Source organism: Roseateles sp. GW821-FHT09G03 (genome assembly GCF_059416045.1).
Window position 1 is genome coordinate 88,325 of sequence record NZ_JBWKOK010000007.1, and the last position, 17,825, is coordinate 106,149.

A 17,825-nucleotide genomic window follows, 5' to 3' on the forward strand; every position below is an offset into this window, starting at 1 on the left:
AAGATTCATTCCGGCAGCGTCGCGGAACCGTTCGGGCCCGGCAGGCACACAGCCTCATGACCTTCCCCTCCTCATCGTCCTGGACGCCCGTCATCCAAACTTGCTACAGCTTCGAACCGGCGTTCTTCGACCGCATGCACGCCGAGGCGCGCAGGCTCGACGGCGGCCGGGTCGGCGGCGCCGATGCCGGCCAGGCCCCGGCGTATGCGCCGGAGATGCAGCGCGGCGCCGAGATCAGCCAGATGCAGGGAATGCTGATGAGGGAGAACCGCCAGTTCCTTGAGAGTCCCGAAGGCGATCGCGCGCGCGGGGAATGGCAGACGGCTTTCACGACCGTCCTCGACTTCACCGAGAAACATCGCCTGACGACGGCCAGGAATGAACTCTTGCACCTGCTCGACTTCCGGAAGGAGCGCGCGGGGTGCGAGGTCAGCGGTGAGACCGAGCTCTATCGGCCCAACTACAAGCTGCATCTGGAAGCCTTGGCCGGGCATCTCGGCAACGAAGACATCCCGTTGGAGCACCGCTGCGATGCGCTCCAGCGCCTCACGGGATTGGAAGAGTGCGCGGAACGACACGCCTCGGAGCTGAAACGGGCGGCGCTGCGGCTCGCTGGCCTGGCTGGAGGGCTCGGAGAATCGGTCTGGTCCGCGTACTCCATCGCGGCGCTCAACGAGTTGAGGTTGCTGCTGCAACGCGAAGCCCGCCTCGCCGGCCATGATCTCTCGACGCCGCACGCGCTGGATCCGTTCGCGGCCGCCTTGAACCTGCCGGGCTTCTCACGGGCGTCCGAGGTGAGGGACACCTTCATCCTCGACGTCCGCGCCTTTCCAGGCGAGATCAGGCGGTGCGCCGCCGCCCTGACGCAACGCATGGACATGACAAGGATCGCGGAAGAGCTGGCCGTGAACTGCCTGAGGGAAGTTCGCGTGAAACTGGAGGAAGGCTTGAAGGGACGCCCGCTCGCGCTGTGCGACAACCCCGCCCACGGATCCTTGCTGGAAACGACTTTGCAAGCGTTCGTCCGTCGGTTCGGCGATCTGCATGTCCACCAGTTTGCGGCGCTGGACGATGACGACGGTCTCAGCGGCGGCTTGACCCACGACGCCCGTGTCCTGGCCATCGGCATCCGCCACAACATGGCAGAACAGCGCATCGCTCCGCCGCCGCAGGAGTTGGTGCTCCAGGAGCGCCGCCTCCATGGCAGACGCGAACGCACGGTCCTGTTCGAGAACCGATGGCCGTACGTCGCCCTCGTCGACGAGGCAGGCGAAGAACTGAACCCGCCGCGGCGCCTCCTGGGCCGGCAGGAGATCGAGGCACTGCTGCGCCCCAGCGGACTGCCTCGCGGTCTCGACACGCGGACCCGGCAGGCGCTGAGGGACTTCGCCGAGTCGCTGCCGCACGCGCAATCGGACCCGCAGGCCACGCGCGAGCGGGTCGCTGCCTTCCCGACCGCCGAGGGTCTCGACAGGGTCATCGAGCGCCAAGGGCTGGACGACGAGACCCTCGCGACATGGCTGAGCCAGTGCGCATCGACGTGGGAAGCGGACGCGTTGGACGAGGCGCTGCATCTGCTGCTCCGCGGCCACAGCAGTGCCCCGCTTGCAGCCCTGCTGGAGGCCTGGGAGGTCGAGGGCTTCACGGACAGCTGGCAGCGCCAGTTGCATGAACAGGCGGTACGCGATCGATTCTTGAACACCGAGTCGCGGTTCAGGGGGCGGGACAAGGATGGGGACGCGGCGGCCTATGGTCGCCCGCCTCAACTCAGATTGCTCCGCCGCATGGCGCGACAACTCGGGCCCGCCGTACCCATTGCCGCCGCGAGGGGCCCTCTGCTCAAATTCAAGCACGCCCATCCGTTGGAGAGCGATCGATCGAGCGTGGCCGGCCCGGCGTGGGACACCCTGGTCGTCGCATTGCTGGCGCTGCGCAAGGGGCCTGCACGGCGATTGACTGCGCCGCTGCTGAACGAATATGGGGGCCTGTCCGCCGCATTGGAGACGGCCTTCTACTACAGCACGCCGCAACGTCTGCTGGCTGAACTCGCGCTGATCCGTCAGCTCGCGATCCAGCTCGATCTGGACCCGGAAGAGACCGCCGGCCTGCTCCAGGTGAACAGCAAGGCTGGCTATCCCGTGTCGTCGCCGCTCATGAGCGCCGCGCTGCTCTCGGGGAAATCCGACCTGGTGGGCCGTCTGTTCGAGTGGGTGACCGACAGGGTCCGGGAGGACCTGCTCGACAGTGCGGCGGCACGGCGCATCCTGCTGTCCGACGCACGGGAAGCGGAGCAGGCCTTGTCCCCTGTGAAAGAGTCATTCGTACGCGGCGCACTGACCCGCTACCTCGCCGGACTCGACGCGGCATGTGCCGCGGAAGTGCTGTGGCCGACGGATCTGCTGACCGCGGCGGGCTTGCCCAACGGAGAACCCCAAGCCCTGCTGCGCGTGGCCGCGGAGCGCGGCGGCACCGCGGCGGAGGCCGACCTCCACGCGTGGCGCGCGGCGCTCCCGGGCCGGCTGGCCGCCCAGGCTCAGGTTCAGGCCGCTTCGAGCCTGCCGTCCACCCGCAGCAGCGTCTCCAGCGCCTGACTGCGCAAGCCGTAGAAGCGCTTGATCTCCTCGAGCTGCGCCAGCAGCTCCGCGCGGCGCGCCGGGGTCGGGTCTTGCGGGCGCTTCACGGCCAGCACCATCTTGTTCTTGCTGGTGTGCTCCAGCGCGATGAACTCGATGACCTGCGTGTCGTAGCCCATCAGCTCCAGCAGCAGCGCGCGCAGCGAATCGGTCACCATCTCCGCCTCCTGGCCGAGGTGGATGCCGTGCTGCAGCAGCGGCCGCAGCGCGGCCGGCGTCGTCATCTGCGGGCGGATCTCCTTGTGGCAGCACGGCGCGCACATGATGATGCGCGCGCCGCTGCGCAGGCCGAAGTGCATGGCGTAGTCGGTCGCGATGTCGCAGGCATGCAGCGCGACCATCACGTCCAGCGGCTGGTCGCCGCGCTCGCGCACGTCGCCGTGCTCGAAGCTCAGGCCCTCGAGCCCGTGCCGCGCCGCCGCGGCATTGCCCAGCGCCACCATGTCCTGCTTGAGCTCCACGCCCTGCACCCGCGGTGCCAGGCCTTGCGCGCGCAGCCAGTCGTGCATCGCGAAGGTCAGGTAGCCCTTGCCCGAGCCGAAGTCGGCCAGCCGCACGGGCGTGCCCGGTTCGTCCAGACCCGCCTTGCGGACGGCCGCGCCGAAGATCTCGATGAACTTGTTGATCTGCTTCCACTTGCGCGCCATCGCCGGCACCAGCGCGGGCTGGCCCTTGATCTCGTGCGTGACGCCGAGGTCACGCCAGAAGGGGCTGTCGGCGGAGAGCTCGCGGGGCTTCGCGCGGTCGTGTCCGCCGGATGCCGTCGCGCCGCCCGCGTCCGTCCCGGCGTCGGCGACGGTGGCGCCCGCCTTCTTCCCGACCTGCAGCAGCGGCTTGCCCTTGCGGCTGAAGCGCAGCTGCACCTCCTCGCCGAGCGTGTCCAGGTGCGCCTGCTGGAAGTCGTGCCCCAGCAGGCCGTCGATCAGCGCAAGGCCCTCCTCGAGCGGGTGGTTCTTGGTGACGTCCCTCGTCTTGTGCCGCCACAGGAAGCTCAGCGCGCGTTCGCCGCGCAGCTCGATGTCGCGCACGGTCAGGCGCTCGATCGAGGTGTCTTCGCCCTCGTGACGGTTCAGCAGCAGGCGCTGGAAACGGCGCTCCGCCAGCGCGGTGCGCAGCAGGCGGAGGAAGCGCTCGCGCGCGTCGGGCGAGGCGGCGCCGGCATCGGGGGCAAGGAGGGAACTGAACATCGATGGTCCTGGGGGAAGCCGCGATTGTCCCGCCAAAGCGAAATGCGTGATGCAGGGCCGACGGATGTCCGCTGGACGATCACCTGTAAACGCGGAAACCGCTCCGAAACACGAGCGCGGCGCCCGCGCCACTGACCGGGCATGCAACCCATTGGCGCCGCGTTCCCGTTCGGTTTCGATCCCACGCTGTTCGTCGACACCGACGATGTGCCCGCCGACACCGGCCCTGCCGACCGCGACGAGCAGAGTCACCAAGATGAGCGCGGCGACGTCAGCGCCTCCACGGGCGCGGTCGACTACAACGGCCCCTGCAGCGCCACGGCCCTGCCGCCGGCGTTCATCGCATTCCGCGCCGGTCCCGACTGGCCGCGCGCGCGGGCGCAGATGCAAGCCTCGATCGACGCGCTCAAGGCCTTCGCCACGCGGCATCGTCTCCCTCACGCGGCGCTGACGGAGTTCCAGCGACATCTGCTGGACAACGACGGCGCCTTCCACGAGGCCTACCTGCCCCAGCTCTTCGGACGCGGCAAGCGACTGCTGGCCGCGTGCGCCGCAGGCATCGCCGACGACGGTCTGCCCGAGGAAGAACGGCGCACGATCTTCCGTCGGATGATCGCCGGCATGTACTTGTGCGGGATGCGCGTCGTCAATGACCTCGCTCGCGCGCACGACGCGCTGGAGATCCTGCGCGACGGCAATCTGCGCCGGCGCGCGAGCGCCGCGATCAGGAATGTCCTGGAGCAGGAAGCCCTCCAGGTCGAGCATCACACGCCGCTCAGACCGGGGCAGCGGCGGATGCAGTCGCTGGAGGTCCACGTCGTCGCCGCCACCATCGCGGAACTCCGGCTGTCCGGCCGGGAACCGCGCCGGGACGATGGGCTCATCTCCTACGACGGGCGTGTCGCGGACCTGGTCGAACCGCTGCGGGCACGTCTGGTGAAGACCCTCACCCCGTTGCGCGTGGCGCGACAACTGGCGGACGATTGCCTGTCGAGCGTGTCGTCGGATCTCAGGACCTGGCTGGGCGGCGAACCACTCGACCTGATGGCGGGGACGCGCCCGGCGCCGGACGGCACGACCTCGCACTGCGCCCGGCTCTCGATGCTGGTCCAGGGCATGGAAGCGGCGTACGGACCGCTCACGATGGACGCCTTCATCCGCACGCGGAGCGGAGCGCCGGCGCTTCACGGCGATGCCACGCTGGTGACGGTCCAGATACGCCGCAACCTCGCCGCGCAGGGCCTGACCGTGCCGCCGCGCGAGCGGCCGCTGTACGAGTGGGCCGGTCAACGCGGCCCGCGGCGCGTGGTCCTCATCGACGACGAGTTGGCCGTCAAGCGGGCGGGCATGGGCGACATCGCCGTCGACTCGTTGCCCGAAGCGCGCCATCTCCATCGCGCGGAACGCGCGGGCCTGCTGCGGGACCCCTCGCCCGACGTCCGTGTGGAACGCCTGGAGCCCGGCGAGCGAAGTGCCCTGTTCGGAGTCATGTTGCGGAACGCGTCCAGGGACGAGCTCATGGAGCTGCCGCACGGCTGGCTCGGTCGCTGGGGCGACGCCCGCGAACTGGCCGAGCGCCTCGGGGACGACCGCTTCCGATCCTGGTGCCTCCAGAGCTGGCAGAAAGCGCTGACCGACGACATGGCCCAGATGCTGATCGACGTGAACGAACTCCGGGCCGACGCCGACTTCGTCATCGCCCTGCTGCACGCCGCAGGCCAGGAACGCAGTCGACAGCTCTGGAGCCGCGGGGCCATGCTGTCGCACTACCTGCGCCATCTCGTGGCAGAAGAGGACGAGGCGGCGCACGCCTACCTGAGCTCGCTCTCGCGCGGGCTGGCCCTGCTCGACACGCCGACGCTCGCCGCGCTGCTGTCGTCGCTCAGGGCCGACCGGCTGGACCGCCCGTTGCTGCTGCACGCCAACCCCCATGTGCTGGGACAGTACCTGCAGCTGGTGGAAGCGGCGGCTGCCGCCGACAAGGTCCGGGGTCCCCTGTTGGCCGAGGCGATCTTCAGCGCCCCCGCGGCCCGGCCGCACTGGCTGCGATCCCTCATGATGCAGGACGCGCACGCCCCGCGTCTGTCGATGATCCTGGACGCCGTGGGAAGGCTCCATCAAGGCGGGCGCCTGGACACGGAACAGATCGGGCGATTCCTGATGACGCCCGAGGCCTTCTGTCGCGAACCGGAGGAGGAGGAAGAGGATGCGTCCTCCGCCCCTTCTGAGGCCGTCCTGGAGGCGCCCTTCCGCGCGGCCATGGCGGACAACCGGGGGGCCACTGTCCGGGTCGTGCTCATCGGTCTGCTGTCCCTCTGCAGCAGGGAGGGCCACGATGGCGAGTGGATGCAACGGATGCTCCACGCGTCCGATGGCGGGCCGGGGCCGACGGCCCTGGGTCAGGCGCTGTCTCGGGGCGCCACGATGTCGCTGTCGTGGTATCTCAGCGGCGTCCCCGCCGCGCTGCAGCAGGGGCAGTTGTCGCTCGACCAGGCCATCGAGGCCTTGCGCGCCGGTCCGTCGCCGGACGTCGAAGGCGAAGGCGAAGGCGAAGGCGAAGGCGAAGGCGACGGCACCGGTCCCCTGGCGCTCGCCTTGCGCCAGGGTCACCTGGACACCGTCGGCACCTACTGGCGGCACATCCTCCAGATGCAGACGCAAGGGACCTTGACTGCGGTCCAGGCCCGCCTCCTGATGCGGGCGGAGAGCGTCCGCGGCGTGCCGGCGCTCGCGGAAGCCTTCGCGCATGGGATCGCAGGCGCCATCGACCGGTACATGCGTCTGGTGCAATCCGCCGTCACGGGCGCAAGGCCGATGTCGCCGGAGCAGCTCGACTGGCTGCCCCTGCGCCACGCCGATGGCGCATTGATCCGGCCTCTTGCCGACGGCGCTCCGCCCGACGCCTGGCCCGCATTGAAACGCTACCTGCGAGGCCTTCGCGCGCTCGTCGAGGACCAGAGCCTGTCCCCCTCGCAGCTGCAGGCGCTGCTGTCGAAGCGGCACGGGGATTCGCCCTCGCTGCTGGGCCGGTTGATGAGCCTGGAGGATCGCTCGATGCTGACGCACTGCCTGGACGAACTCGCGTCATGGCCGTTGCGGCAGCACGCGCTGCATGCGCCCGCGCTGGCGGCCGCGCTCGACATCGACGAACTGGACGACATCGCCACGACGACGGTTCGATATCCCGGGCTCACCGACGTCCTCCAGGCGCTGGTGTCCGCCGTCGCGCGGCGCTGGATCGACCGGGCCGTGTTGCGCCTCCGGCTGGAAGGCCAGGACGGCCCGCCTCCGCTGCTGATCGCCTTCGAGCGCAACCGTCCCGACGTGATGGACGCGCTCGCCAAGGCGATGCTGGGAGCCGGGCGGGAAGCCCGGTTTCCGAAGGCGCTGGTCCAGCGCATGCTGGAAGCCAGATCCGCTTCCGGCCGCACCGGTGCCCACCTCGCCTTCGCGCAGGGGCACGACGTGGCGCTGAGCGTCTGGCTCGACGCCGTCCTGCTGGCACACGCCGGCGGACTGCTGGAGGACGGCGCGCTGCGGCAATTGCTTCCCGCGTACGACGAGGACGAGCGCCCCGGTCGCGACGCCGCAGTGGCCGCGGGGCATGATCGCTGCCTCGAGGTCTGGCGCCAGGCCTTGCTGCGCTGCGGGCAGCGGGGATGGCTCAGCGCCGATGAGCTGGCGGCGCTCGATCCGGCACAGGGCCCGCCAGGGCGCTGAGCCCGGCCGCCCCATCGAAGGTCACGAGTCCAGCGGCTTGTCCAGCCGCTTCCGGTTTCATCCGGCGATGGCGGCCGTTCCCAGGGCGGAGCGCGCCCGTTCCCGCGCCCGATCCACATCGGGCACGTCCAGGCGCCGGCACAACTCCTCCAGGCGCACGCGATAGGCGGGCTCCCCCAGCCCCAGCGCCCGGGCCTGCTGGTCCGGCGCGGGCTCGCCGAGCAGGCCGAACAGCAGCTCCGCGTCCGGCAGCGGCAGGTCCAGCGCCTTGGCCAGCTTCGCGATGCTCGCGGCCTCGTCGGCCTCGTGCAGCACCAGCAGCCAGTGCCCGTCGCCGATGACGGCAGCGTCGGCCGCCATCAGCGCGAAGCTCAGGCGCTGCCGGGGCGCGCCCGACGGCGGCGCGATCGTCAGCGACGAGGGCGGAGCGCCCGCGCGACGGCGCAGCGCTTCGCGGTGCAGCCAGGCCAGCACCTCCGGCGGCAGGCGCGCGTGCTCCGACCAGGGCGGCGGGAAGTACGCTGCCATCAGCCCGCGCGCCTGCGGCGTCTGCCAGGCGCAATGGCCGTCGCGTTCCCGCACCGTCATGCTGGCCGTGGGCCGGCGCGGTGCCGTCGGCGCCGCCGCGGACACCGGGTGCAGCAGGCGTTCGACGCGCGCGAGCAGGTCGCTCATCCTCACCGGCTTGACGAGGCACTCCACGGCCCCCGCCGCCAGCAGGGCGCCGAGCCGCAGCGCATCGCGCGGCCGGCTCAGCGTCAACACCGGGATGCCGCCGCCGCCGAGGCGCCGCAACAGTTCCAGCGGGCCGTCGCCGGGCAGCTCGGGCAGTTCCATGTCCATGATCACCAGCGCCGGTCCCGCGGCCAGGCCGTCCATCGCCGCGATCGCATCGGCGGCGCGGAGGAGCTCGTAGCCGCTCTCTTCCAGCACCGCCGCGAGCGGCTGGACCGCGAGGGACTGGACGACCAGGAGCCGCGCCGGCGCCTCGTGACGGGCTGCGGGCAGGTCGGCGGTGGGCGGGGTGGGCATGTCCTTCACCATACAAGTCCCGTGCCCGCCCCTCAAGCACGGCGATGACGGGATGACACCGGACGCAGGCGGAATGAAGCGGGGACCAAGCCGCGAACTCCGGGGCGATCACCCCGGTCCCGCCGCGATCGAGGCCGCGAGCGCTGACGCACAATGGCCGGCGCCATGGACGATACCCCCGCCACGCCCGACATCGATCCGACCGCCCCGCCCTCCGGCGAGGCCGCCGCCCCTGTCGCTCCGCCCGCCGCACCCGCTGCACCCGCGGCGCCGTGGGAAGGGCCGTCGCCCGATGTCGTCGCCTGGCTGCTGGTGAACTGGCACAACAAGCATCCGCTGGCGCGCCGGCTCGGCATCGCCGACATCCACACGGTCGGCGCGGTGGCCCTGCCCTTCATGGCGCAGGCGCTGCCCAAGGAACCCAGCCTCGAAGGCGGCGCGCCCGCCGAGGTCGCGCCCCCGCCACCGAAGCGTCGCCTGCCCTGGCAACGCCAGGCCGCGGCTTCGGGGCCGCGGCCCGCCTGGATCGAGGAATTCATTCCCGGCCTGAAGACGCCCGCCGTCGCGGCGATGGCCCTGGACAACGGCTTCACCACCGCGCCTGACGAATTGCCGCTGCGCCGCGTCGACATCGACGAACGCGCACTGGCCGCCGATGCGAACCAGCCTGGTGCATGGCCGATGGAATTGGTGCTGCTGAGTGCCGCTTTCGATGCGGGCCCCGCGCGGCGACGCGTGCTCGTGGGGCGTCGCGACCAGGTGCTGGGACAGCGCGCGCTGGATCCCGCGCGGCTGGGCGTTGCCGGCAGCGTGGCGGCCCTGGTCCTGGTGGCCGCGATCTGGGCGCTGTGGCCCTCGTCGAAGCCGTCCAAGGAGGCACTGGCGGCCCAGGCGGCCGCCGAGACGGCGTCCGCCGCATCCGCCGCGCAGGCCGCCTCCGCGGCGGCGCTGGCCGAGCAGGCGGCACGGTCCGCGCAAGCGGCCCCCGCGGCTTCGACGCCCGCCTCCGCCGTGGCGGCCACCGATCCGGCTTCGGCCGCGAGCGCCGCGGCATCCGTCCCCGCAGCGACGGAAGCGCCTGCCGCATCGACGCCCGCCGGCGTGATCCCGAACATCCGTCCGACGCTGCAGGCCGGCGCCGAACGCGCCAAGGACGCGCCACCGCCCGCGCAGACGGCGTCGGCCGGCGCGACGGCATCGGCCGATCCGGCAAAGCCGGGGGCCTCCGCCACGGGCACCGAGGCCGAGCGCCGGGTGAGTGTCGACGAGACGGGCCTGGGCAGCCTCATGAAGCACGATGGCGCGCCCGGCGCCAAGCTGGTGGCGCTGGTGAGCCAGCCGCACAAGAACAAGGCCGACGCCGAAGCGCAGCTGGCGCGCATGCGCGAGATGATCGCCGCCACGCTCGGCGGCAAGACCGTCCCGAACGGCGAAGTCTTCCTGACCAAGGACGGCTGGCGCGCGGCCGTGTGGCCCTTCGGCAGCCGCGAGGAAGCTCAGCTGATCAACGCCACGCTGCTGGCCCGCGGCATCCGCGGGACCCGCGCCGTCGACTTCTGATCAGGGCCGCTCAGCGCCGTTCTGCCCCTTCAGGACTGACCCTCCGGGACCGGTCGATCCAGAACGATCAAGAGCGGTAGTCGGCGTTGATCGTCACGTACTCGTGGCTGAAATCGCAGGTCCAGACCGTGGTCTGGGCCGGACCCCGGTTCAGGCCCACGCGCACGGTGATCTCGCTCTGCTTCATCACGCGCTGGCCGTCCTCTTCCCTGTACTCGGGCCGGCGGCCGCCCTGCGTGACGACGTGGACGTCGTCCAGGTGCAGATCGATCAGACTCTGGTCGAGGTCGTCGATGCCGGCGTAGCCGACGGCCGCGAGGATGCGCCCCAGATTCGGATCGCTGGCGAAGAACGCGGTCTTGACCAGCGGCGAGTGCGCGATTGCGTAGGCGGCCTTGCGGCATTCGGCTTCGTCCTTGCCGCCCTCGACCACCACCGAGATGAACTTGGTCGCGCCCTCGCCGTCGCGCACGATCGCCTGCGCCAGCTGCTGCGACACCGCGACCACCGCGTCACGCAGCGCGCGGCCTTCGGCGCTGGTCAGCGAGGTGATGCGCTCGTGCCCGGCCTGATGGGTCGCGATCAGCACGAACGAGTCGTTCGTCGACGTGTCGCCGTCGATGGTGATGCGGTTGAAGGACAGGTCCGCCGCTTCCTTGACCAGCGGCTGCAGCAGTTCGGGCGCGAGGACCGCGTCGGTGGCGACGAAGCCCAGCATCGTCGCCATGTTCGGACGGATCATGCCGGCGCCCTTGGAGACGCCGGAGATGGTGACCGTCTTCCCGCCGATCGTGACCTGTTTCGAGCAGGCCTTGGGCAGCGTGTCCGTGGTCATGATGCCGGCGGCGGCCTCGGCCCAGTTGTCGGCCTTCAGCGCGGCGATCGCGGCCGGCAGGCCGGCGACGATGCGGTCGACCGGCAGCGTTTCCATGATCACGCCGGTGGAGAACGGCAGCACCTGCCTGGCGTCGAGCTTCAGTTCGGCGGCCAGTGCGTCGCAGGTCTGGCGCGCGCGCGCCAGACCGTCCGCGCCGGTGCCTGCGTTCGCATTGCCCGTGTTGATCACGATCGCGCGGATCGCCGTGCCGGCGGCCAGGTGCTCGCGGCAGACCTGGACCGGCGCGGCGCAGAAGCGGTTGGCGGTGAACACGCCGGCGACGCTGGCGCCTTCGTCCAGCGCGATCACGGTCAGGTCGCGGCGGTTGGCCTTGCGCACGCCGGCCATCGTGACGCCCAGGCGGACGCCGGGGACGGGCAGCAGGGCTTGCGGATCGGGAGCGGTCAGGTTGACGGGCATGGTGAAGGACGTCCGTGGGGAAATGGCCGCGATTGTAGGAGCCGCGCAATGACAAACGCCCCGGCAGGCGGGGCGTCGGTCGGGGCGGCTGCGGATCCGCTGCGGTTCAGTGGCTCCGGCGGCGCTTGCCCAGCATCAGCGACACCAGCACGAGACCGCCGATGAACATCGCGTAGCTCTGCGGCTCCGGCACGGCGCTGGCGGGTAGCACGTTGAAGGTGCCCGAGTAGCTGGCCGAGATGCCGTTGGTGCCGGCCGCCAGGTTGCCACCCGCGTAGCCCTTGACGATCAGCGTGTAGTCGCCGGCCAGCAGCTTGCTGGGCAGGCTGGCGCTGATCCAGCTGGTGCCGTTGCCGTCGCTGTCGGGCGCGCCGATGGACAGCGCCTGGCCGTTCAGCGTGGCCTCGCTGAAGCTGATCTGCTGCGACTGTCCCGAGAACACGGTGATCAGCGACGCATCCACCCAGCCGCTGCCGGTGAAGCTGAAATGGAAGGTATCGATGAAGCTGCCGACTTCGGTGTGGATCGCGAAGGGCGCGGCGGTCAGGCCGCTGCCCGCGCCGGCCAGCGGCACGTTCTGGTTCCAGTCGGCCGCGTGAGCGCCCGTCGCGGCCACGGCCAGCAGCGCCGCCGCGGCACCGCCGCGGACCAGCGCCTGCCGACGGCGGGCCACGATCAGGCCGCCGCCCAGCAGCGCCAGCACGGCCAGCGCCAGCGTGCCGGGCTCAGGGACCTGCGTCACGTTGATCGTGCCGGAGTAGCTCGCGCTGATCGGCGTGCCCGCCGCCAGGCCCTGGCCGGCGTAGCCGCGCACGGTCAGCACCAGCGGACCGCTCAGGCGCACGTCGGGCAGCGCGGCGATCTCGAGCGCGTTCCTGTAGCCGCCCATCGTCGAGCGCGTGAAGTTGTAGGTCGCGCCGTTGAGCACCGCGCTGACGAAGTTGATGTCGAACGCAGTCGACATGCCGATCGTCGTCAGGCTGGCGTTGACCATGCCCCAGCGGTCGATGCCGGAGAAGGTGAAGGTGTCGACGAACTCGCCGGCCGTCGAGTGCACGATGCTGAAGCCGGCCGTCTTGGTGTCGGCGCTCGCGCCCTGCTGGAGCGCGACGGACTGGGCCGCGGTCACCGGCGCGGCCAGCGCGGCGGACGCGGCGGACGCGGCGGCGGCGGTCAGGATGGCGGTGGCGGCAGCAGCAAGGAGACGGGTCGTGAGCGTCATGGCGGTGCGGTCCGGAGACCTTGGAGACCCGCGGCGGCAGGTCGATGCGGCGGACTCTATCGAGGGGGTTCTGTACGGTGTCCCCCTCGCCACGGGGGGAGCAACGCGCCCCCGCGCTTGCGCCGTGAGAAAGCGCACATCGCGAGCGCGATGCGTCGGCCGGGCGCGACGGGCGGCCCGTGAATCCGTCACGCAAGGACTGACCCCCGGCGCCTTTTCCAAGCCGGATCGAACCAAGCCGGATCGAAGGTGGGTTCAACGCCGGAAACGACAACGGCGCCCCGCAGGGCGCCGTCGATGTCAGGAGCAGCGACCGGTCAGGCCAGCTTGCCGTGGCAGCTCTTGAACTTCTTGCCGCTGCCGCACGGGCAGGGGTCGTTGCGACCGACGTGGCCCCACTCGGCCGGAATCGCCTCGGTCCCGCCCGCGACCGGTGCCGCATCCTGCGAGATCGAGCCGTCCTCGTTCGGATGCGTGTAGGTCACGTTGCCGACGTTCTCGGCGCGCTGTTCGATCGCATCGGCGGCCGCCGTGGCCTCCTCCTGCGACTGGATGCGCACGTTCAGCAGCACGCGGGTCACTTCCAGCTTCACCGCGTCCAGCAGTTGCGAGAACAGCTCGAAGGCCTCGCGCTTGTATTCCTGCTTCGGGTTCTTCTGGGCGTAACCGCGCAGGTGGATGCCCTGGCGCAGGTAGTCCAGCGAGGCCAGATGCTCGCGCCAGTGCTGGTCGATGCTCTGCAGCAGCACCATGCGCATGAACGGCGTGAACTGCTCCAGCCCGACGCGGTCCAGCTTGTCCTGGAACGAGACCTCGCCCGCCTTCAGCACGGCGTCCAGCACGTCCTCGTCGGTCAGGGTCTCGCTCTTCTTGAGCATCTCGGCCAGCGGCACCTCGAGCTTCCACTCGTCGCGCAGCACGCGCTCCAGCGCGGCCAGGTCCCACTGCTCTTCCAGCGATTCCTCGGGCACGAAGCCGCGGACCACATCCGTCAGCGTGCCCTTGCGCAGATGGGTGATCTGCTCGAGCACTTCCTGCGCCTCGAGGATCTCGTTGCGCTGCTGGTAGATGACCTTGCGCTGGTCGTTCGACACGTCGTCGTACTCGAGCAGCTGCTTGCGGATGTCGAAGTTGCGGGCCTCGACCTTGCGCTGCGCGCTCTCGATCGAGCGCGTGACGATGCCGGCTTCGATCGCCTCGCCTTCGGGCATCTTGAGCCGGTCCATGATCGCGCGCACGCGGTCGCCGGCGAAGATGCGCATCAGCTGGTCGTCCAGCGACAGGTAGAAGCGCGACGAACCCGGGTCGCCCTGGCGGCCCGAGCGGCCGCGCAGCTGGTTGTCGATGCGGCGGCTCTCATGACGTTCGGTCGAGATCACGCGCAGGCCGCCCGCGGCCTTCACCTGCTCGTGCAACTTCTGCCAGTCGGCCTTCAGCGCGGCGATCTTCGCGTGCTTGTCGGACTCGGACAGCGCCTCGTCGTTCTCGATGGCGACGACGTCCTTCTCGATGCTGCCGCCCAGCACGATATCGGTACCGCGGCCGGCCATGTTGGTCGCGATCGTGATCACGCCCGGACGGCCGGCCTGCGTGATGATGTCCGCTTCACGGGCATGCTGCTTGGCGTTCAGCACCTGGTGCGGCAGACCCGCCTTGGTCAGCAGTTCGGCGACCTTCTCGGAGTTCTCGATCGAGGTCGTGCCCACCAGCACCGGCTGGCCGCGCTCGTGGCAGTCGCGAACGTCCTGCGTGACGGCGTCGTACTTCTCCTTGGTCGTCTTGTAGACCAGGTCCAGCTCGTCCTTGCGCACCGTCGGACGGTTCGGCGGGATCACCACGGTCTCGAGACCGTAGATCTCCTGGAACTCGTAGGCCTCGGTGTCGGCCGTGCCGGTCATGCCCGACAGCTTGCCGTACATGCGGAAGTAGTTCTGGAAGGTGACCGAGGCCAGCGTCTGGTTCTCGGCCTGGATCTGCACGCCTTCCTTGGCCTCGACGGCCTGGTGCAGACCGTCGCTCCAGCGGCGGCCCGTCATCAGGCGGCCGGTGAACTCGTCGACGATGATGACTTCGCCGTTCTGCACGACGTAGTTGGTATCGCGGTGATACACGTGGTGTGCGCGCAGCGATGCGTACAGGTGATGCATCAGCGTGATGTTGGCGGCGTCGTACAGCGACGCGCCTTCGGCCAGCAGACCGGCCTGGCCCAGCAGGCGCTCGGCGTTCTCGTGACCGTCCTCGGTCAGGTAGATCTGGTGAGACTTCTCGTCGACGGTGAAGTCGCCCGGCTCGATCACGCCCTCGCCGGTGCGGGGATCCAGCTCGCCGACCTGGCGCTTCAACTGCGGGGACACCGCGTTGATCGCCACGTACATCTGGGTGTGGTCCTCGGCCTGGCCGGAGATGATCAGCGGCGTGCGCGCCTCGTCGATCAGGATCGAGTCCACCTCGTCGACGATCGCGTAGGCCAGGCTGCGCTGCACGCGGTCGCGGACCTCGTAGACCATGTTGTCGCGCAGGTGGTCGAAGCCGTACTCGTTGTTGGTGCCGTAGGTGACGTCGGCGCCGTAGGCGGCCTGCTTCTCGTCGCGCGGCAGGCCCGAGTAGTTGATGCCCACGGTCAGGCCGAGGAAGCGGTACAGGCGCCCCATCCACTCGGCGTCGCGGCGGGCCAGGTAGTCGTTGACCGTCACGACGTGCACGCCCTTGCCGGTCAGCGCGTTCAGGTAGACCGGCAGCGTCGCCATCAGCGTCTTGCCTTCGCCGGTGCGCATTTCAGCGATCTTGCCGGCGTTCAGGACCATGCCGCCGATCAGCTGCACGTCGAAGTGGCGCATCTTGAGGACGCGCTTGCTGCCCTCGCGGCAGACGGCGAAGGCCTCGGGCAGGATGTCGTCGACGGTCTCGCCGTTGGCGATGCGCTGCTTGAACTCCTCGGTCTTCGCGCGCAACTGGTCGTCGCTCAGGCCCTCGAACTGCGGTTCCAGCGCGTTGATGCGCTCGACGTCCTTGCGATAGGTCTTGAGCAGGCGCTCGTTGCGACTGCCGAAAATCTGGGTCAAAAGCTTGGGCAACATGCGGCTTTTTGAAGTTCTGTGGAAGGCCCGGTCGACCGGGCCTGGACGCCCGGCGGACCGCCTCGTGGGCGGCCTGATGAGGGCAGCGCCGCGCGACCGGTGAACATGAGGACAGGAGCCTCGGGTTGCAAGCGTCTGCGCGGAGAAAAACCGGCGGAGTTTAGCACCCGGCCCCTGGCGGCACCGGGCGGCGCCCACCGCGCCGGACCGGCGGCGGACTCCGGGTTTCCCAGCGGCGGGACTACACTGCCCGCCCATGGCCACCCGCTATCTGCCCCCTCGCGTCAAGCCCGACGCGCCCGATCCGCTGGACTTCGGCCGGGCCATGTCGCAGAACGGGATGCTGGCGCGGCTGGGGAACCAACTGGCCCTGTCGCGGCGGCATCTGGCGGCCGTGAGCGTCGCGCTGCCCGGTGCGATGAAGCGCTTCGTCCAGGCCGGCACGCTCGACGAGCAGGGATGGACGCTGGTCGCCGACAACGCCGCCATCGCGGCCAAGCTGCGGCACCTGCAGCCGACCCTGCTGCGCCTGTTGCATGAGGAAGGCCTGCTGCTCGAGGGCGAGCTCCGGATCCGCGTGCGGCAGTCCTGATTTCCGCCGCGGATGCGGAAAAAACAAAACCCCGCTCGTCAGGCGACGAAACGGGGCTTCGGAACAAGCGTGCGCTTGTGTGTTCGATGGTGCCGGCTATCGGATTCGAACTGATGACCTACCGCTTACAAGGCGGTTGCTCTACCAACTGAGCTAAGCCGGCACAAGGAAAACTGGTGCACCGCAGAAGCTGCGACGCGGGCTGCATTCTAGACGCAGCTTCGAGGGGTCCGGATCGAAAAACCGCGCCTTCTCCCTCCACTCGCCCCCCGCACTTGGACGAGGGCTCAGACGATCACTTGATGCGCTTGAGCGCCGGGCGGCCGCCCGACGGACCAGCGCCCGGATCGTCGTCGTCCGGCGGCGTCGTGGCCGCCGGCGCGACCGGCTCCGGCTTGGACTCGCCTTGCGGCGCGCCGCCGGCATTGCTGCCGCCGTTCACATCCGAGGCCAGCCGCAGACCGCGCGGCGCGCTCGGCGACGCCGGCTGACGCGCGACGGCATCGTCGGCCGACGGCGGCGGGAAAGCCATGCCCTGGCCGTTCTCGCGCGCATAGATCGCGACCACGTGATCGACCGGCACGATGATCTCGCGCGCCACGCCACCGAACCGGGCCTTGAACTGGATCAGTTCATTGCCCAGGTCCAGGTTGCTGGTCGCGTCGAAACCGACGTTGAGCACGATCTCGTTGTTGCTCACGTACTCCAGCGGCACCTGGACCGTGCGATCCACGTGAACCGCGACGTAGGGCGTGAACCCGTTGTCGGTGCACCACTCGTGCAGGGCGCGGATCAGGTACGGCCGCGTCGAGCTGGCGGCGAGACCGCCGCCGTCCTTGCTGTCATCCATGGGGAGCCAGTGTATTACTTGCGCATCACCTTCTCGGACGGCGTCAGCGCCTCGATGTAGGCCGGACGCGAGAAGATCCGCTCGGCGTACTTCAGCAGCGGCACGGCGTTCTTCGACATGTCGATGCCGTAGTAATCCAGGCGCCACAGCAGCGGCGCGATCGCGACGTCCAGCATCGAGAAGTCGTCGCCCAGCATGTACTTGTTCTTCAGGAAGATCGGCGCCAGCTGCGTCAGACGGTCGCGGATCTGCGAACGCGCCTTCTCCAGCTGCTTCTCGGTCGGCTTGACCGTCTGGCCGCGGTTCTCCAGCACGTTGACGTGGGCGAACAGTTCCTTCTCGAAGTTGAACAGGAACAGGCGCACGCGGGCGCGGGCCACCGGGTCGCCGGGCATCAGCTGCGGATGCGGGAAGCGCTCGTCGATGTACTCGTTGATGATGTGCGACTCATACAGGATGAGGTCGCGTTCCACGAGGATGGGCACCTCGTTGTACGGATTCATCAGCGCGATGTCTTCGGGCTTGGCGAACAGGTCGACGTCACGGATCTCGAAGTCCATGCCCTTCTCGAACAGCACGAACCGGCAACGGTGCGAGTAGGGGCAAGTGGTTCCGGAATAAAGCACCATCATGGCAGTGGACTCCTGATCGAAGC

General features: G+C 69.8%; 11 protein-coding genes and 1 tRNA gene. 4 read left to right on the forward strand and 8 right to left on the reverse strand.

Features of this window, described 5'->3' with window-relative positions; genetic code table 11:
• Positions 1-56: 56 nt before the first annotated feature.
• Positions 57-2,591, forward strand: coding sequence for a hypothetical protein (locus AC07OZ_RS23415; RefSeq protein WP_495469472.1), 2,535 nt, complete (start codon positions 57-59; stop codon positions 2,589-2,591).
• On the opposite strand, the gene AC07OZ_RS23420 is transcribed toward AC07OZ_RS23415, so the two are convergent.
• Positions 2,540-3,820 (reverse strand): class I SAM-dependent methyltransferase, encoded by a 1,281-nt coding sequence (locus tag AC07OZ_RS23420; protein ID WP_495469473.1) that lies wholly within the window; start codon positions 3,818-3,820, stop codon positions 2,540-2,542. The two genes, AC07OZ_RS23415 and AC07OZ_RS23420, sit on opposite strands and share 52 nt — an antisense overlap.
• A 141-nt stretch (positions 3,821-3,961) precedes the next feature.
• Between AC07OZ_RS23420 and AC07OZ_RS23425 the strand changes: the two genes are divergently transcribed.
• Entirely contained in the window at positions 3,962-7,540 is a 3,579-nt protein-coding gene (locus tag AC07OZ_RS23425) for a hypothetical protein (RefSeq protein ID WP_495469474.1), read from the forward strand.
• Positions 7,541-7,597: 57 nt separating this feature from the next.
• On the opposite strand, the gene AC07OZ_RS23430 is transcribed toward AC07OZ_RS23425, so the two are convergent.
• Positions 7,598-8,572, reverse strand: coding sequence for a response regulator (locus AC07OZ_RS23430; protein WP_495469475.1), 975 nt, complete (start codon positions 8,570-8,572; stop codon positions 7,598-7,600).
• 165 nt (positions 8,573-8,737) lie between these two features.
• Between AC07OZ_RS23430 and AC07OZ_RS23435 the strand changes: the two genes are divergently transcribed.
• Entirely contained in the window at positions 8,738-10,132 is a 1,395-nt protein-coding gene (locus AC07OZ_RS23435; RefSeq protein ID WP_495469476.1) for a hypothetical protein, read from the forward strand.
• 67 nt (positions 10,133-10,199) lie between these two features.
• Here AC07OZ_RS23435 and argJ read toward each other — a convergent pair whose 3' ends face one another.
• The 3 genes from argJ to secA all read right to left on the reverse strand — a co-directional run bounded on the left by argJ (position 10,200) and on the right by secA (position 15,728).
• Positions 10,200-11,429, reverse strand: a complete 1,230-nt coding sequence (argJ, locus tag AC07OZ_RS23440; protein WP_495469477.1) for a bifunctional glutamate N-acetyltransferase/amino-acid acetyltransferase ArgJ — start codon at positions 11,427-11,429, stop codon at positions 10,200-10,202.
• 106 nt (positions 11,430-11,535) lie between these two features.
• Positions 11,536-12,651, reverse strand: a complete 1,116-nt coding sequence (locus tag AC07OZ_RS23445; protein WP_495469478.1) for an FxDxF family double-cut PEP-CTERM protein — start codon at positions 12,649-12,651, stop codon at positions 11,536-11,538.
• A gap of 317 nt (positions 12,652-12,968) precedes the next feature.
• Positions 12,969-15,728, reverse strand: coding sequence for a preprotein translocase subunit SecA (secA, locus tag AC07OZ_RS23450; protein ID WP_495469479.1), 2,760 nt, complete (start codon positions 15,726-15,728; stop codon positions 12,969-12,971).
• A 256-nt stretch (positions 15,729-15,984) separates the two neighbouring features.
• Here secA and AC07OZ_RS23455 point away from each other — a divergent pair, with 256 nt between their 5' ends.
• The gene (locus AC07OZ_RS23455) at positions 15,985-16,320 is read left to right on the forward strand and encodes a hypothetical protein (protein ID WP_495469480.1); all 336 of its coding nucleotides are present in this window, start codon (positions 15,985-15,987) and stop codon (positions 16,318-16,320) included.
• An 87-nt stretch (positions 16,321-16,407) separates the two neighbouring features.
• Here AC07OZ_RS23455 and AC07OZ_RS23460 read toward each other — a convergent pair.
• From AC07OZ_RS23460 to AC07OZ_RS23470, 3 genes are all read right to left on the reverse strand, one after another.
• Positions 16,408-16,483: transfer RNA gene (locus AC07OZ_RS23460), tRNA-Thr, on the reverse strand.
• A gap of 132 nt (positions 16,484-16,615) precedes the next feature.
• Positions 16,616-17,170: a ClpXP protease specificity-enhancing factor gene (locus AC07OZ_RS23465; RefSeq protein WP_495469481.1), complete on the reverse strand. Its 555-nt coding sequence runs from the start codon at positions 17,168-17,170 to the stop codon at positions 16,616-16,618.
• A 14-nt stretch (positions 17,171-17,184) separates the two neighbouring features.
• Entirely contained in the window at positions 17,185-17,802 is a 618-nt protein-coding gene (locus AC07OZ_RS23470) for a glutathione S-transferase N-terminal domain-containing protein (RefSeq protein WP_067276593.1), read from the reverse strand.
• Positions 17,803-17,825: the final 23 nt, after the last annotated feature.

What these genes read in the sequence shown, in the direction of transcription:
- AC07OZ_RS23415 (WP_495469472.1), top strand. Translation starts at nt 57, where the DNA reads ATGACCTTCCCCTCCTCATCGTCCTGGACGCCCGTCATCCAAACTTGC.
- AC07OZ_RS23420 (WP_495469473.1), bottom strand. Translation starts at nt 3,820, where the DNA reads ATGTTCAGTTCCCTCCTTGCCCCCGATGCCGGCGCCGCCTCGCCCGAC.
- AC07OZ_RS23425 (WP_495469474.1), top strand. Translation starts at nt 3,962, where the DNA reads ATGCAACCCATTGGCGCCGCGTTCCCGTTCGGTTTCGATCCCACGCTG.
- AC07OZ_RS23430 (WP_495469475.1), bottom strand. Translation starts at nt 8,572, where the DNA reads ATGCCCACCCCGCCCACCGCCGACCTGCCCGCAGCCCGTCACGAGGCG.
- AC07OZ_RS23435 (WP_495469476.1), top strand. Translation starts at nt 8,738, where the DNA reads ATGGACGATACCCCCGCCACGCCCGACATCGATCCGACCGCCCCGCCC.
- argJ (WP_495469477.1), bottom strand. Translation starts at nt 11,429, where the DNA reads ATGCCCGTCAACCTGACCGCTCCCGATCCGCAAGCCCTGCTGCCCGTC.
- AC07OZ_RS23445 (WP_495469478.1), bottom strand. Translation starts at nt 12,651, where the DNA reads ATGACGCTCACGACCCGTCTCCTTGCTGCTGCCGCCACCGCCATCCTG.
- secA (WP_495469479.1), bottom strand. Translation starts at nt 15,728, where the DNA reads ATGTTGCCCAAGCTTTTGACCCAGATTTTCGGCAGTCGCAACGAGCGC.
- AC07OZ_RS23455 (WP_495469480.1), top strand. Translation starts at nt 15,985, where the DNA reads ATGGCCACCCGCTATCTGCCCCCTCGCGTCAAGCCCGACGCGCCCGAT.
- AC07OZ_RS23465 (WP_495469481.1), bottom strand. Translation starts at nt 17,170, where the DNA reads ATGGATGACAGCAAGGACGGCGGCGGTCTCGCCGCCAGCTCGACGCGG.
- AC07OZ_RS23470 (WP_067276593.1), bottom strand. Translation starts at nt 17,802, where the DNA reads ATGATGGTGCTTTATTCCGGAACCACTTGCCCCTACTCGCACCGTTGC.